Raw genomic sequence first — 16,734 nt, 5'->3', positions numbered from 1 at the left:
ACTTAATCACTTGACCATGAATTGTCAGAATGTTAGAATGTAATAGAATCATGAGTTCAAGTATAGGATTCTTGTATACTCGTGACCTATAACTAACTATTTCATACAGAGGGAGACTTGAAATGAAAGACATTTTTAACAGACGCCAACGATTTTCATTGCGTAAATATTCGTTTGGTGTCGCTTCAGTCTTGCTAGGAACGGCACTCTTTGCTGCTCATACTGCACAGGCTGATGAAGTAACAGCGCCTGACGCTTCTTCATCAACCCCTGGTTCATCAGTTGAGGGCGAAAGTTCGTCAGACCTGGTTGAGACGTCTACAGCATCAACAGCTCAAGCAGATCCTACTGCAGCTGTATCTTCAACTGAGGCAACTGCGTCAACATTTAACTTGACGCCAGAAGCTTCAACAGATAAGGCTGCCGCAGAGACAACTGACAAACAAGCTACAGAAACTGCAAAACCTGAAGCAGCAAAACCAGCTTCAGAGGCTGCAAAACCAACTGAGAAAGCTACTTCAGAAGCAGCTAAACCAGCTACAGCGGCATCTACAAATGCAGCTAGCAACAACGTTGAAACAACAGCTTCAGCGACAACCGCTGCAGCAACTCCAGCTGCAACAGCGGCTAACCGTACTGCTGCAACAGCCACTCCAGTAGCTGAAGAAACAGCCGCAGCCGAAACTGCGGCAGCAGCAACAAGTGTTAAGCCAAATGTCACAGCACGTGCTTACTCAGTTAGAGCAGCAGCTGAAGATCGCAGTGCAACACTTGATCGCGCTGCTAGTGAAGTGACAAGTGCAGGTGCTTTGGAAACAAGCCGTCGTAGTCGTAGTCGTAACCGCCGTGCTGTTACAGACCACAATAACGAGCCGGTTGCTGTAGCAACTTTCTTAAAAGACGGTGAAGTTGCTACACCTGAGATGACGGATCCAAATGGTGCAAGTGTTCGTTCACAAACAGTACCATCAGGATATGCTGCTAAAGAAGGCGATGTCTACACCTATAGTATTGTAGACCTTACTCGTTTCAATGAACGCTACAATACAAACTACTATACTCGAGCATACAAGAGATTTGATGCTTCAACAGATACAACTGTTGAATTGGTCGATAAAACGACTGGTAATGTAGTAGAAACTAGAACGATTACAGCGTCAAGTGGTATTCAAAAATTCACGACAACTACAGCTGCATCTAGAGGTGAATTGACTTGGCAAGTTGATTACGATCCAGGTACAGGAGCTGGCCCTGGTAAAACGGACCAACCATTCATCCAATTAGGGTATGAAGTTGGTGCAAGTATTCAAGCTTTAGTAAATCCAAAGAACGAAGCTGAACAAAAGTTATATCAAGATGTTTATAACGCTCGTACATCAACAGATATTATCAATGTTGTAGAACCAGCTTATAACGGTCGTCCGATTACGGATACTAATGCCAAGATTCCAGTATCAGTTAATAAAACAACTTACTATAAAGTAGTTGATAAAAATAATCCAACATTTAACGCCAATAAAACTGATGTAACTGTTCAAGATTATAAAGCAAATGGTAATGAAGTTGAGTTAGCTAGATACACTCTTAAAGCTATGGAAGGTCAAAACTTCACAGCATCTGGAGAGCGTCAATTTGATGGATACAAACTTTATCAAGCAGCTGATGCAAACGATCAATCAGGTTATGTAAGCCGTCCTTACAAAGTTGGAACTAAATTCATGGACGCTGAGCGTGCAGGAATTAAACGTATTAAAGAAATCGTAGGTGAAGATGGAACTGTAGTTGTTCGCGTTTATCTTCTAGATCCAAAACAACAAAGCAAACGTTCTGATGGTACATTGAGCACTGATGGCTACATGTTGCTAGCAGAAACTAAACCTATTAAACCTGGTGATTATAACAAACAAGAATTAAATGTTAAGAAATCACCTCTTAACACAATTGCTTTCACAGATAATAAAGGTGTAAACCATCCTAATGGAGTAGAAGTTCCATTTGACTTCCAAACAGCAGCGGGATATACACCTAAGAAAACAGTATTCGTACCATTCTTAGGAGATGGTATCGGACACCTTTCACCAAATAGTCAATTAGAAAATGGTGCATATATAAAAATAGGTACCAACGTTGACTTGCTCAACACTTTGACGCCGTATAAACAACCTGTTTACTACTACGTGAAGCAAGAACCAGTAACAGTCACTCCAGAAGTTGAAAAACAATTGGCAGGACGTACCCTTGTAGATGGTGAATTCAGCTTTAAGATTAAGGAAAACTCTTCTGCACCTGGTGTGGAAGAAACTGTCACAAATAAAAATGGTAAGGCAACCTTCTCTAAATTAACATTTAATAAAGTAGGTACTTATACTTATACTATTACCGAATTACCAGGTGCAGATAAGGATGTCGACTATGATGCTATGAAAGTAACCATGACTGTTACGGTTACTGAAAATGCAACAGGTGATTTGCAAGCTTCTGTTAAATACAGTGGTGCTGGCGGTTTTGCTTCAAGCGCAGATGACAAAGTCTTTAACAACTACGTTGTAGCTCCTGTTAAGACTAAGTTTGACTTTAGCAAGGCTCTCGCAGGTCGTGAGTTGAAAGCCGGTGAATTTAGCTTCGTATTGAAAGATTCAACTGGTAAAGTTCTTCAAACTAAAACAAATACTAAAGCAGGTGTTGTAGCCTTTGATGATTTGACCTTTGACAATACTCAAGTTGGTACTCACAAGTACACTGTAGAAGAAGTTATCCCAGAAAACAAAGAAGCTGGTATGACTTACGATACAATGAAAGCTGAAGTAACAATCACTGTTACTAAGGAAGGTCACGTTCTTAAAGCAACAAACACTCTTCCATCAGATACAGAGTTCAACAATACATTCACACCTGCTGCAACACAAGCACAATTCCGCTTCACAAAACGTTTGGAAGGTAAGACTCTTGAAGCAAATGCCTTCACCTTCGAATTGCTTGAAAACGGCAATGTGATCCAAACTAAGAAGAATGCGGCTGATGGTTCAATCCAATTTGATCCAATCTCATATGCAACTGTAGGTACACACACTTACACTGTACGTGAAGTAGCTGGAACAGATACCAACATTGATTACGATGATATGAATGCAGTTGTAACTGTAAATGTCACAAAAGACGCTCAAACAGGTCTTTTGAACGCTGCAGTTACAATGCCAGCTGATACTGAGTTCAATAACTTTGCTGTTGCACCAGTTAAGACTCGTTTTGACTTCACTAAAGCTCTTGCAGGTCGTGCTCTTAAAGATGGTGAATTTAGCTTCGTATTGAAAGATGCCAACGGAACTGTTCTTCAAACTAAGACTAACAATGCTAATGGTGTTATCGCCTTTGACGATTTGACATTCACAAACGCACAAGTTGGTACTCACAAGTACACTGTTGAAGAAGTTCAAGGTTCTGAAGCTGGCATTCAATATGACACAATGAAAGCTGAAGTAACAATTACTGTTACTAAAGATGGTCATGTTCTTAAAGCTGTTAATACACTTCCAGCCGACAAAGAATTCAACAATACATTCACTTCATCTCCAACACAAGCACAATTCCGCTTCACAAAACGTTTGGAAGGTAAGACTCTTGAAGCAAATGCCTTCACCTTCGAATTGCTTGAAAATGGCAATGTGATCCAAACTAAGAAGAATGCGGCTGATGGTTCAATCCAATTTGATTCAATCTCATATGCAACTGAAGGTACACACACTTACACTGTACGTGAAGTAGCTGGAACAGATACAAACATTGATTATGATTCAATGAACGCAGTTGTGACTGTAAATGTCACAAAAGACGCTCAAACAGGTCTTCTGAACGCGGCAGTTACAATGCCTGAAGACACTGAGTTCAACAACTATGTGGTTGCTCCAGTTGTGACTAAGTTCGACTTTACTAAGAAATTGGCGGGTCGTGAACTTAAAGCTGGTGAATTTAGCTTCGTATTGAAAGATGCTGCTGGTAACGTCGTTGAAACTGTTAAAAATGATGCTGCTGGTAATGTTTCATTCTCTAACTTGTCATTCGACAACACTAAAGTAGGTACTCATACTTATACAGTAGAAGAAGTTATCCCAGCCAACAAAGAGTTTGGTATGACTTACGATAAGATGAAAGCTACTGTTACAGTTGAAGTTGCTAAGAACGGTCATTCATTGACTACGGTTACAAACGTATCTTCAACTGGTGGGGTTGATGCCAACGGTAATGCTACTGACGGTACTGCCGATAAAGAATTCAACAACAAAGTAACTCCTCCAACACCTCCTGAATTCCAACCAGAAAAATTTGTCGTTTCTAAAGAGAAATATGACATTACTGGTGACAAGTTGATGGATGACGACGATGATGTACCTGGTAACGAGTACACAGCAACAAATGCAAATCCATATGTTGATGGTGTTAAAAACAACGAACCAGAAAACTTGAATACTAAGACTGTTGAACGCGGTTCTAAATTGGTATACCAAGTATGGCTTGATACTACTAAATTCACAGAAGCTAACAACATCCAATACGTTGGTGTATCTGATAAATACGATGCAGAAAAATTGGACGTTAACGCTGCTGACATCAAAGCATACGATTCAGTAACTGGTGCAGACGTGACTGCTAAATTCGACATCAAAGTTGAAAATGGTACAATCACTGCAACTTCTAAAGATGAATTTATCAAAGATAAAGTAAACAACCCTGTTATCGATACTACTAAATTCGCATTTGGACGTTACTATAAATTTGATATCCCAGCAACTGTTAAAGAATCTGTTAAAGCTGGTGCTGATATTGAAAATACAGCCAACCAAACAGTTCACGTTTACAACCCAGTAAGCAAGACAGTTGAAAAACCTGAAAAACCAACACAAAAACGTGTTAACAGCGTTCCAGTTCCAGTGGAAATGAACTTCACTAAACGTTTGGAAGGTCGTGAACTTCAAGCTAGCGAATTCGAATTCGTATTGAAGAAAGACGGCGTTGAAGTTGAACGCGTGAAGAACGACGCTGCTGGTAAGATTGTCTTCAAGACTCTTAAATTTGGTCGCGATGATCTTGGTAAGACTTACAACTACACAGTTGAAGAAACTCCTGGTACAGATACAACTGTCAAATACGACACAATGGTTGCCACTGTTAAAGTTGTTGTTTCACACGACGGTACAGCTAAAGCAATCGTTGCCAACGTAACAGATGCTGCTGATAAAGAGTTCAACAACCGTGTAACACCTCCAGAAGAACCTAAGTTCCAACCAGAGAAATACGTTGTTTCTAAAGCGAAATTCGATATCACTGGTACTAAACTCGTTGATGATGATTCTGAATTGACAGATAAATATGGTGAAACAAACACAAACCCATATGTTGATAATACAAACAACAACGAAGATGAAAACTTAAATACTAAGTCAGTTGAACGTGGATCTAAACTTTACTACCAAGTATGGTTGGATACAACTAAATTTGATGCAGCTAACAAAGACAACATCCAAACAGTAGGAATCACAGATAACTACGACAAGGATAAATTGACTGTTAATGCTTCAGATATCAAGGTTTATGATTCAGTAACTGGTGCAGATGTTACTAACAAGTTCGATATCACTGATAACAACGGTGTTCTTACAGCTAACCTTAAAGCTGGCTTCACTAAGTCACTTGGCGACGCTGAAAATACTCAAATCATTGATACAACTAAGTTTGAATTTGGACGCTACTATAAATTTGATATCCCAGCAACAGTTAAAGACGATGTCGTAGCTGGTGCAGATATCGAAAACAAAGCAGCCCAAGTTGTTAACTACTACAACCCAGTAAGCAAGACTGTTGAAAAACCAAACAAACCAACTGAAAAACGTGTAAATAGTGTTCCAATCTCAGTAGAATTCAACTTCACTAAGAAATTGGAAGGTCGTGACCTTAAAGCTGGCGAATTCACATTCGAGTTGAAAGATAGCGACAATGTTGTGATTGCAACTGCAACCAACGATGCAGCTGGTAAGATTAAATTCTCTCCAGTAGAGTACACAAATAAAGCTGGTAAAACTGTTACAGCCCTTAAATACCAGAAGGGTCAAGAAGGTACTTACAAGTACACTGTAACAGAGGTTAAGGGTACAGATGCAACTGTCACTTACGATGAAATGGCTGCTGTTGTAACCGTTACTGTATCTCATGATGGTACAGCGAAAGCCTTGATCACAAACGTGACAGACCCTGCTGATAAAGAATTTAACAACCGTGTAACTCCACCAGAAGAACCTAAGTTCCAACCAGAGAAATACGTTGTTTCTGAAGAGAAATTCGATATCACAGGTGACAAGCTCGTTGATGATGATAAAGAGTTGGCAGACAAGTACGCAGACACAAATGCGAACCCATACGCTGACGATGCCTCAAACAACGAAGCTCAAAACTTGAATACTAAGACTGTTAAACGTGGTCAAAAATTAGTTTACCAAGTATGGTTGGATACAACTAAATTCGACGCATCTAACAAGGACAACATCCAATCAGTAGGAATCTCAGATGACTACGATGAAACTAAATTGGAACTTGATTCTACTAAGATCAAAGCTTACGATTCAGTGACAGGTGATGATGTTACAGCTAAATTCGATATCAAAGTTGAAAACGGTGTAATCACTGCAACACTTAAAGATGGCTTCACTAAGTCACTTGGCGATGCTGAAAACACTCAAATCATTGATACAACTAAGTTCGCCTTTGGACGTTACTACAAGTTCGACATCCCAACAACAGTGAAAGCTGATGTTCCTGGCGGTGCAGATATTGAAAATACAGCGGCTCAAGTAGTTAACTACTACAACCCAACAACTAAGAAGGTTGAAAAACCAAACAAACCAACTGAAAAACGTGTTAACAACGTACCAGTTGAAGTGGAATTCAACTTCACTAAACGTTTGGAAGGCCGTGAGCTTAAAGCTAACGAATTCAGCTTCGTTCTTAAAGATTCAGAAGGTAAGACTCTTGAAACTGTAAGCAACGATGCATCAGGTAATGTTAAGTTCTCTAAACTTGAGTTCAAGAAAGGCCAAGAAGGCGTACACAACTACACAGTAGAAGAAGTTAAAGGCTCAGACGCAACCGTTACATACGATACAATGAAAGCGAATGTAACAGTCACAGTTAAACACGATGGAACAGCTAAAGTTCTTATCGCGACTGTAGGCGACATTGCGGATAAAGAATTTAACAACCGTGTGACTCCTCCAGAAGAACCTAAGTTCCAACCAGAGAAATACGTTGTTTCTGAAGAGAAATTCGATATCACAGGTGACAAGCTCGTTGATGATGATAAAGAGTTGGCAGACAAGTACGCAGACACCAATGCGAACCCATACGCGGACGATGCCTCAAATAACGAAGCTCAAAACTTGAATACGAAGACTGTTAAACGTGGTCAAAAATTAGTTTACCAAGTATGGTTGGATACAACTAAATTTGACGCAAACAACAAAGATAACATCCAAACAGTTGGTATCTCAGATGACTTCGACGAAACTAAGTTGGAACTTGACGCTACTAAGATTAAAGCGTATGACTCTGTAACAGGAGACGATGTAACTTCTAAATTTGATATCACTGTTAACAATGGTGTGATCACAGCTAACCTTAAAGATGGCTTCACTAAGTCACTAGGCGACGCTGAAAACACTCAAATCATTGATACAACTAAGTTCGCCTTTGGACGTTACTACAAGTTCGACATCCCAACAACAGTGAAAGCTGATGTTCCTGGCGGTGCAGATATCGAAAATACTGCGGCTCAAGTAGTTAACTACTACAACCCAACAACTAAGAAGGTTGAAAAACCAAACAAACCAACTGAAAAACGTGTTAACAACGTACCAGTTGAAGTGGAATTCAACTTCACTAAACGTTTGGAAGGCCGTGAGCTTAAAGCTAACGAATTCAGCTTCGTCCTTAAAGATTCAGAAGGTAAGACTCTTGAAACTGTAAGCAACGATGCATCAGGTAACGTTAAGTTCTCTAAACTTGAGTTCAAGAAAGGCCAAGAAGGCGTACACAACTACACAGTAGAAGAAGTTAAAGGAAGCGACGCAACCGTTACATACGACACAATGAAAGCGAATGTAACAGTTACAGTTAAACACGATGGAACAGCTAAAGTTCTTATCGCGACTGTAGGCGACATTGCGGATAAAGAATTTAACAACCGTGTAACACCTCCAGAAGAACCTAAGTTCCAACCAGAGAAATACGTTGTTTCTGAAGAGAAATTCGATATCACTGGAGACAAACTCGTTGATGATGATAAAGAATTGGCAGACAAGTACGCAGACACAAATGCGAACCCATACGCGGACGATGCCTCAAACAACGAAGCTCAAAACTTGAATACTAAGACTGTTAAACGTGGTCAAAAATTAGTTTACCAAGTATGGTTGGATACAACTAAATTTGACGCAAACAACAAAGATAACATCCAAACAGTTGGTATCTCAGATGACTTCGACGAAACTAAGTTGGAACTTGACGCTACTAAGATTAAAGCGTATGACTCTGTAACAGGAGACGATGTAACTTCTAAATTTGATATCACTGTTAACAATGGTGTGATCACAGCTAACCTTAAAGATGGCTTCACTAAGTCACTAGGCGACGCTGAAAACACTCAAATCATTGATACAACTAAGTTCGCCTTTGGACGTTACTACAAGTTCGACATCCCAACAACAGTTAAAGCTGATGTTCCTGGCGGTGCAGATATTGAAAATACAGCGGCTCAAGTAGTTAACTACTACAACCCAACAACTAAGAAGGTTGAAAAACCAAACAAACCAACTGAAAAACGTGTTAACAACGTACCAGTTGAAGTGGAATTCAACTTCACTAAACGTTTGGAAGGCCGTGAGCTTAAAGCTAACGAATTCAGCTTCGTGCTTAAAGATTCAGAAGGTAAGACTCTTGAAACTGTAAGCAACGATGCATCTGGTAACGTTAAGTTCTCAGCTATGTCATTCAAGAAGGGTGACGAAGGTGTTCACAACTACACTGTAGAAGAAGTTAAAGGAACTGACGCAACCGTTACATACGACACAATGAAAGCGAATGTAACAGTCACAGTTAAACACGATGGAACAGCTAAAGTTCTTATCGCGACTGTAGGCGACATTGCGGACAAAGAATTTAACAACCGTGTCACACCTCCAGAAGAACCTAAGTTCCAACCAGAGAAATACGTTGTTTCTAAAGAAAAATTCGATATCACTGGTGACAAACTCGTTGATGATGATAAAGAGTTGGCAGACAAGTACGCAGACACAAATGCGAACCCATACGCTGACGATGCCTCAAACAACGAAAAAGAAAACTTGAACACTAAGACTGTGAAACGTGGCGACAAGTTGGTTTACCAAGTTTGGTTGGATACAACTAAATTTGACGCAGCTAACAAAGACAACATCCAATCAGTAGGAATCTCAGATGACTACGATGAAGCTAAATTGGAGCTTGATGCTACTAAGATTAAAGCTTACGATTCAGTAACAGGCGCAGAAGTCACAGACAAATTTGATATCACAGTTAACAACGGTGTGATTACTGCAACACTTAAAGATGGCTTCACTAAGTCACTTGGCGATGCGGAAAACACACAAGTTATCGATACAACTAAATTCGCCTTCGGACGTTACTACAAGTTCGACATCCCAACAACAGTTAAAGCTGATGTACCTGGTGGTGTAGATATTGAAAATACTGCGGCTCAAGTAGTAAACTACTACAACCCAACAACTAAGAAAGTTGAAAAACCAACTAAACCAACTGAAAAACGTGTTAACAACGTTCCAGTTGAAGTAGGATTCAACTTCACTAAACGTTTGGAAGGTCGTGAGCTTAAAGCTAACGAATTCAGCTTCGTTCTTAAAGATTCAGAAGGTAAGACTCTTGAAACTGTAAGCAATGATGCTTCAGGTAACGTTAAGTTCTCTAAACTTGAATTCAAGAAAGGCCAAGAAGGCGTACACAACTACACAGTAGAAGAAGTTAAAGGAAGCGACGCAACCGTTACATACGACACAATGAAAGCGAATGTAACAGTCACAGTTAAACACGATGGAACAGCTAAAGTTCTTATCGCGACTGTAGGCGACATTGCGGACAAAGAATTTAACAACCGTGTCACACCTCCAGAAGAACCTAAGTTCCAACCAGAGAAATACGTTGTTTCTAAAGAAAAATTCGATATCACTGGTGACAAACTCGTTGATGATGATAAAGAGTTGGCAGACAAGTACGCAGACACAAATGCGAACCCATACGCTGACGATGCCTCAAACAACGAAAAAGAAAACTTGAACACTAAGACTGTGAAACGTGGCGACAAGTTGGTTTACCAAGTTTGGTTGGATACAACTAAATTTGACGCAGCTAACAAAGACAACATCCAATCAGTAGGAATCTCAGATGACTACGATGAAGCTAAATTGGAGCTTGATGCTACTAAGATTAAAGCTTACGATTCAGTAACAGGCGCAGAAGTCACAGACAAATTTGATATCACAGTTAACAACGGTGTGATTACTGCAACACTTAAAGATGGCTTCACTAAGTCACTTGGCGATGCGGAAAACACACAAGTTATCGATACAACTAAATTCGCCTTCGGACGTTACTACAAGTTCGACATCCCAACAACAGTTAAAGCTGATGTACCTGGTGGTGTAGATATTGAAAATACTGCGGCTCAAGTAGTAAACTACTACAACCCAACAACTAAGAAAGTTGAAAAACCAACTAAACCAACTGAAAAACGTGTTAACAACGTTCCAGTTGAAGTAGGATTCAACTTCACTAAACGTTTGGAAGGTCGTGAGCTTAAAGCTAACGAATTCAGCTTCGTTCTTAAAGATTCAGAAGGTAAGACTCTTGAAACTGTAAGTAATGATGCGGCTGGTAACGTTTCATTCTCACCACTCAGCTTCAAGAAGGGTGACGAAGGCGTACACAACTACACAGTAGAAGAAGTTAAAGGAAGCGACGCAACCGTTACATACGATACTATGAAAGCGAATGTAACAGTCACAGTTAAACACGATGGAACAGCTAAAGTTCTTATCGCGACTGTAGGCGACATTGCGGATAAAGAGTTTAACAACCGTGTAACTCCTCCAGAAGAACCTAAGTTCCAACCAGAGAAATACGTTCTTTCTGGAGCGAAATTTGACGTAACAGGTAAACTCGTTGAGGAAGATAAAGGTAAGTTTGATATCACTGGTACTAAGCTTCTTGATGATGATAAAGAGTTGACAAACAAATACGCAGAAACAAATGCGAACCCATATGCCGACGATCCAACAAACAACGAAGCAGAAAACATCAATACTAAAGCCGTTAAACGTGGCGACACTATTAACTACCAAGTATGGCTTGATACAAATCAATTTGATGCAAACAACAAGGATAACATCCAAACTGTTGGTATCACTGATGATTATGATGAAGCTAAATTGGAAGTAAATGCTTCAGATATCAAGGCTTACGATGGTAAGACTGGTGCTGATGTTACTGACAAGTTTGACATCTCTATCGCTAACGGTGTGATTACTGCTAACCTTAAACCTGGCTTCACTAAGTCACTTGGCGATGCAGAAAACACTCAAATTATCGATACTACTAAGTTCGAATTTGGACGTTACTACAAGTTTGTCATCCCAGCTAAGGTTACTGACGGTGCTTACGATGGTGCTGAAATTGAAAATACAGCAGCTCAAGTTGTAAACTACTACAACCCAACTACTAAGACTGTTGAAAAACCAAACAAACCAACTGAAAAACGTGTTAACAACGTTCCAACTGCTATCGAGTTGATTTTTGGTAAGACACTTAACGGACGTAAGTTGCAAGACAAAGAATTTACTTTTGAATTGAAAGATGAAAAAGGTAATGTTCTTGAAACTGTTAAGAATGATGCCGAAGGTAAAGTTAAATTCTCTACTATCAACTACGGTAAAGCAGATCTTGGTAAGACATTCAACTACACGGTAGAAGAAGTTAAAGGAACTGATACAACTGTTACTTACGATAACATGAAAGTCAATGTTACTGTTCAAGTTATCCAACCTTCAGTAGGAGATCAATTGTCAACAGTTATCTCTTACGCTACAGTAGGTGGAGATGCTTATGGTGGTGACGATCGTGTCTTCGATAACAACGTAACTCCTAACTTCAAACCAGAGAAATACGTTGTTTCAGAACCAAGCTTCGACATCATTGGTAACAAACTTGCTGATGACGACGATTCAGCTGATAAAGTTGAAATCCAAAACTTGAATGGTAAGACCCTCAAACGTGGTCAAAAGATCTACTATCAAGTATGGCTTGATACTCGTGACTTCACAGCAGAAAGCAATCTTCAAACAGTTGGTATCACAGATAACTACGAAGAAGATAAGCTTGACGTCAACGCTGCTGATATCAAGGTTTACGATGGTATCACTGGTGCTGATGTTACTGACAAGTTCGATATCAAAGTTGAAAACGGTGTTCTCTACGGTACATCTAAAGCAAGCTTGACTAAAGCTATTAGTGCAACAGATGCTACTCCAGTCATCGATACAACTAAATTTGAGTTTGGCCGTTACTATAAATTTGATATTCCAGCTGTTGTTAAAGATATTGATTCTAACGACGGTGTAGATATTGAAAATACAGCCAACCAAACAATTCACCAATACAACCCATTCAATAAGAAAGTTACAACTCCTGAAAAACCAACTCAAACACGTGAAAACAACGTTCCAGTTCCACTCGAGTTCAACTATACTAAACGACTTGAAGGACGTGAGTTGACTGCAGGTGAGTTCAGCTTCGTATTGAAAGACAAAGACAATAAGGTTCTTCAAACAGTAACCAACGATAAAGATGGTCACATCAAGTTTGAAAAACTCTTGTTCAACAAAGATGATCTTGGTAAGACATTCACTTACACAGTTGAAGAAGTAGCTGGTAAAGATGCTTCAATCACTTACGATGCTATGAAAGCGACTGTAACAGTGGAAGTTACTAAGGAAGGCAAAGTTCTCACAACAGTCGTTAACCACGCTTCAACAGGCGGATTCGCTTCAAGCGCTAACGATAAAGAGTTCAACAACAAGGTGGTTCCACCAGAAACACCTAAATTCCAACCAGAGAAATATGTTGTGAACAAAGAGAAATTTGACATCACTGGTGATTCACTCGTTGATGATGATAAAGAATTGGCAGACAAGTACGCAGATACAAATGCGAACCCATATGCTGATGACGCATCAAACAACGAAGCTGAAAACATGAATACTAAGTCTGTTAAACGTGGTGAAAAACTTGTTTACCAAGTATGGCTCGATACAACTAAATTCGACGCTAACAACAAGGATTACATCCAAACAGTTGGTATCTCTGATGACTACGATGAAACTAAATTGGATCTTGATGCTTCAGCTATTAAAGCTTACGACTCAGTTACAGGCGAAGATGTAACAGCTAAATTCGATATCAAAGTTGAAAATGGTATGATTACAGCTAACCTTAAAGATGGCTTCACTAAGTCACTTGGAGATGATGCAAATACTCAAATCATCGACACAACTAAGTTTGCCTTTGGTCGTTACTATAAATTCGATATCCCAACCACTGTTAAAGACTCTGTTCCTGGCGGTGTAGATATTGAAAATACAGCTGGACAAGTTGTTCACTTCTACAACCCACAAACTAAGAAGACAGAAATTCCTACTAAACCAACTGAAAAACGTGTAAACAGCGTTCCAGTTGAAGTCGGATTCAACTTCACTAAACGTTTGGAAGGTCGTGAACTTAAAGCTAACGAATTTACATTTGAGTTGAAGGATGCAGCAGGTAAAGTTGTTGAAACAGTAAGCAATGATGCGGCAGGTAACGTTAAATTCTCTAAACTTGAATTCAAGAAAGGCCAAGAAGGCGTTCACGAGTACACAGTAGAAGAAGTCAAAGGAACTGATGCAACTGTTACATACGATACAATGAAAGCGAATGTAACAATCACTGTTTCTCATGATGGTACTGCTAAAGCTCTTGTAGCAACTGTCGGTGAAATTGCTGATAAAGAATTCAACAATGCTGTTCGTCCACCTGAAAAACCTAAGTTCCAACCAGAAAAATATGTTGTTTCTGAAGCGAAATTCGACGTAACAGGTACTAAACTCGTTGATGATGATAAAGAATTGGCAGACAAGTACGCAGATACAAATGCGAACCCATATGCTGATGACGCATCAAACAACGAAGCTGAAAACTTGAATACTAAGTCAGTTAAACCAGGTCAAAAACTTTATTACCAAGTATGGCTTGATACAACTCAATTTGACGCTAACAACAAGGATCATATCCAAACTGTTGGTATCACTGATGACTACGATGAAACTAAGTTGGATGTCGATGCATCAGCAATCAAGGCTTACGATTCAGTATCAGGTGCGGATGTAACATCTAAATTCGACATTAAGGTTGAAAATGGTGTTGTTACAGCTAACCTTAAAGATGGCTTCACTAAGTCACTTGGCGATGCTGAAAACACTCAAGTTATCGACACTACTAAGTTCGAGTTTGGTCGCTACTATAAATTTGATATTCCTGCAACAGTTAAGAAAGATATTAAAGCTGGTGTGGATATCGAAAATACAGCAACTCAAGTTGTTAACTACTACAACCCAACAACTAAGAAAGTTGAAAAACCAAACGTACCAACTGAAAAACGTGTTAACAGTGTTCCAATTTCAGTAGAATTCAACTTCACTAAACGTTTGGAAGGCCGTGAACTTAAAGCTAACGAATTCAGCTTCGTGCTTAAAGATTCAGAAGGTAAGACTCTTGAAACTGTAAGCAATGATGCTAAAGGTAACGTTAAATTCTCACCTATTGAGTACAAGAAAGGCCAAGAAGGTACTCACAACTACACTGTAGAAGAAGTTAAGGGTACTGACGGAACTGTTTCTTACGATTCAATGAAAGCTCTTGTTACTGTTGAAGTCTCACATGATGGTAAAGCGAAAGCTCTTATCACTAAAGTGAACGACCCAGCAGACAAAGAATTTAACAACACTGTTCGTCCACCAGAAAAACCTAAGTTCCAACCAGAGAAATACGTTGTTTCTAAAGAGAAATTCGATATCACTGGTATGAAACTTGTTGACGATGATGCTGAGTTGAAAGATAAAGTAGGCGATACTAATAAGGATCCTTACGCTGACAACACAGCTAACAACGAAGCTGAAAATATCAATACTAAGACACTCAAGAAAGGTGATAAGTTTGTCTACCAAGTATGGCTCGACACAACTAACTTCACTGACGCTCACAATATCCAATCTGTAGGTGTTACAGATAAATATGACAGCGAAAACTTGACTGTTAACGTTAAAGATATTAAAGCATACGACTCTGTAACAGGAGAAGATGTGACAGCTAAGTTCGATATCCAAATCGTTGACGGTGTGATTACTGCAACATCTAAAGTTGACCTTACTAAGTCACTTGGCGATGCAGAAAACACACAAGTGATCGATACTGCCAAATTGGCATTCGGACGCTACTACAAGTTCGATATTCCTGCAACTATCAAAGGCACTGCTAAAGATGGTGTAGACATCGAAAATACTGCGTCACAAATCGTTCACCAATACGACCCAACTAAGAAATCTGTTGAAAAACCAGAAAAACCAACAGAAAAACGTGTAGTCAATATCCCAACTAAGGTTGAGTTTGAATTCACTAAGAAACTTGAAGGTCGTGAACTTAAAGCTGGTGAGTTTAGCTTCGTACTTAAAGACAGCAAGGGTAATGTGATCGAAACTGTAAGCAATGATGCTAACGGTAAGATCAAGTTCTCAGCTCTTGAGTACAAACGTGGTGAAGAAGGTACTCACGTCTACACAGTAGAAGAAGTACAAGGTAACGATGCAACTGTTACCTACGATAAGATGGTTGCTACAGTCGTTGTTTCAGTAACTAAAGACGGTAAAGTCTTGACAGTAACTTCTCAATTGCCAGAAGATACTGAGTTCAACAATATTGTGACACCACCGACTCCTCCAACACCACCAACACCACCGACTCCACCAACTCCTCCAACACCACCAACACCACCGACTCCTCCAACTCCAGTGGTTCCACCAGTGACACCACCAACTACACCAGAAGCTCCTAAAGGACCAGCACTCCCTGAAACAGGTGATGATGCGTCTATGGCAGCTATGGCTCTCGGAGGAATCCTTGCGGCAGCTGGACTTGGTTTGGCAGGAAAACGCAAAAAAGAAGACTAAGATAGTTCATAGGTTAAATCCCTCAACATAGTTAGTTAGACTATTTCAGTTTTCGAAAAAGAGACTCATCCCATAAGGGGTGAGTCTCTTTTGTGTCTAAAAATAATCTGACAAATATATTTTTCTGATTATTAAATCAGTTATAGGAATAAGTATGGATAAACTTATAGAATTATTTTAAAATCAGGGGATAACTTATAAAAAGTAGTTATAACGGGTTATAAAAATATTGTAATGGCTAAACTTATGTGAGTAGATATTTACATTAGAAAAGATTATAAAAAAAGAAAATAATAAAATGATGACATTTTATATTGAAATTTTACATTTTTTTGATAATATAATGGAAAGGGGATTAGAATAAATTTTTAGGAAGGGCAATTGG

1 protein-coding gene is annotated in these 16,734 nt (G+C 39.4%); it reads left to right on the top strand.

The genetic code is table 11. The annotated features are described in order from the left end of the window. The first annotated feature begins 122 nt into the window (after positions 1 to 122). Positions 123 to 16,349, top strand: coding sequence for an SspB-related isopeptide-forming adhesin (locus A6J31_RS06200; protein WP_080610719.1), 16,227 nt, complete (start codon positions 123 to 125; stop codon positions 16,347 to 16,349). The last annotated feature ends 385 nt before the right edge of the window (positions 16,350 to 16,734 follow it).

This window comes from Streptococcus sp. FDAARGOS_192 (assembly GCF_002073815.2).
Taxonomy (GTDB): domain Bacteria; phylum Bacillota; class Bacilli; order Lactobacillales; family Streptococcaceae; genus Streptococcus; species Streptococcus salivarius_H.
This window is presented reverse-complemented; position numbering and strand designations above follow the sequence as displayed.

What these genes read in the sequence shown, in the direction of transcription:
- A6J31_RS06200 (WP_080610719.1), top strand. Translation starts at nt 123, where the DNA reads ATGAAAGACATTTTTAACAGACGCCAACGATTTTCATTGCGTAAATAT.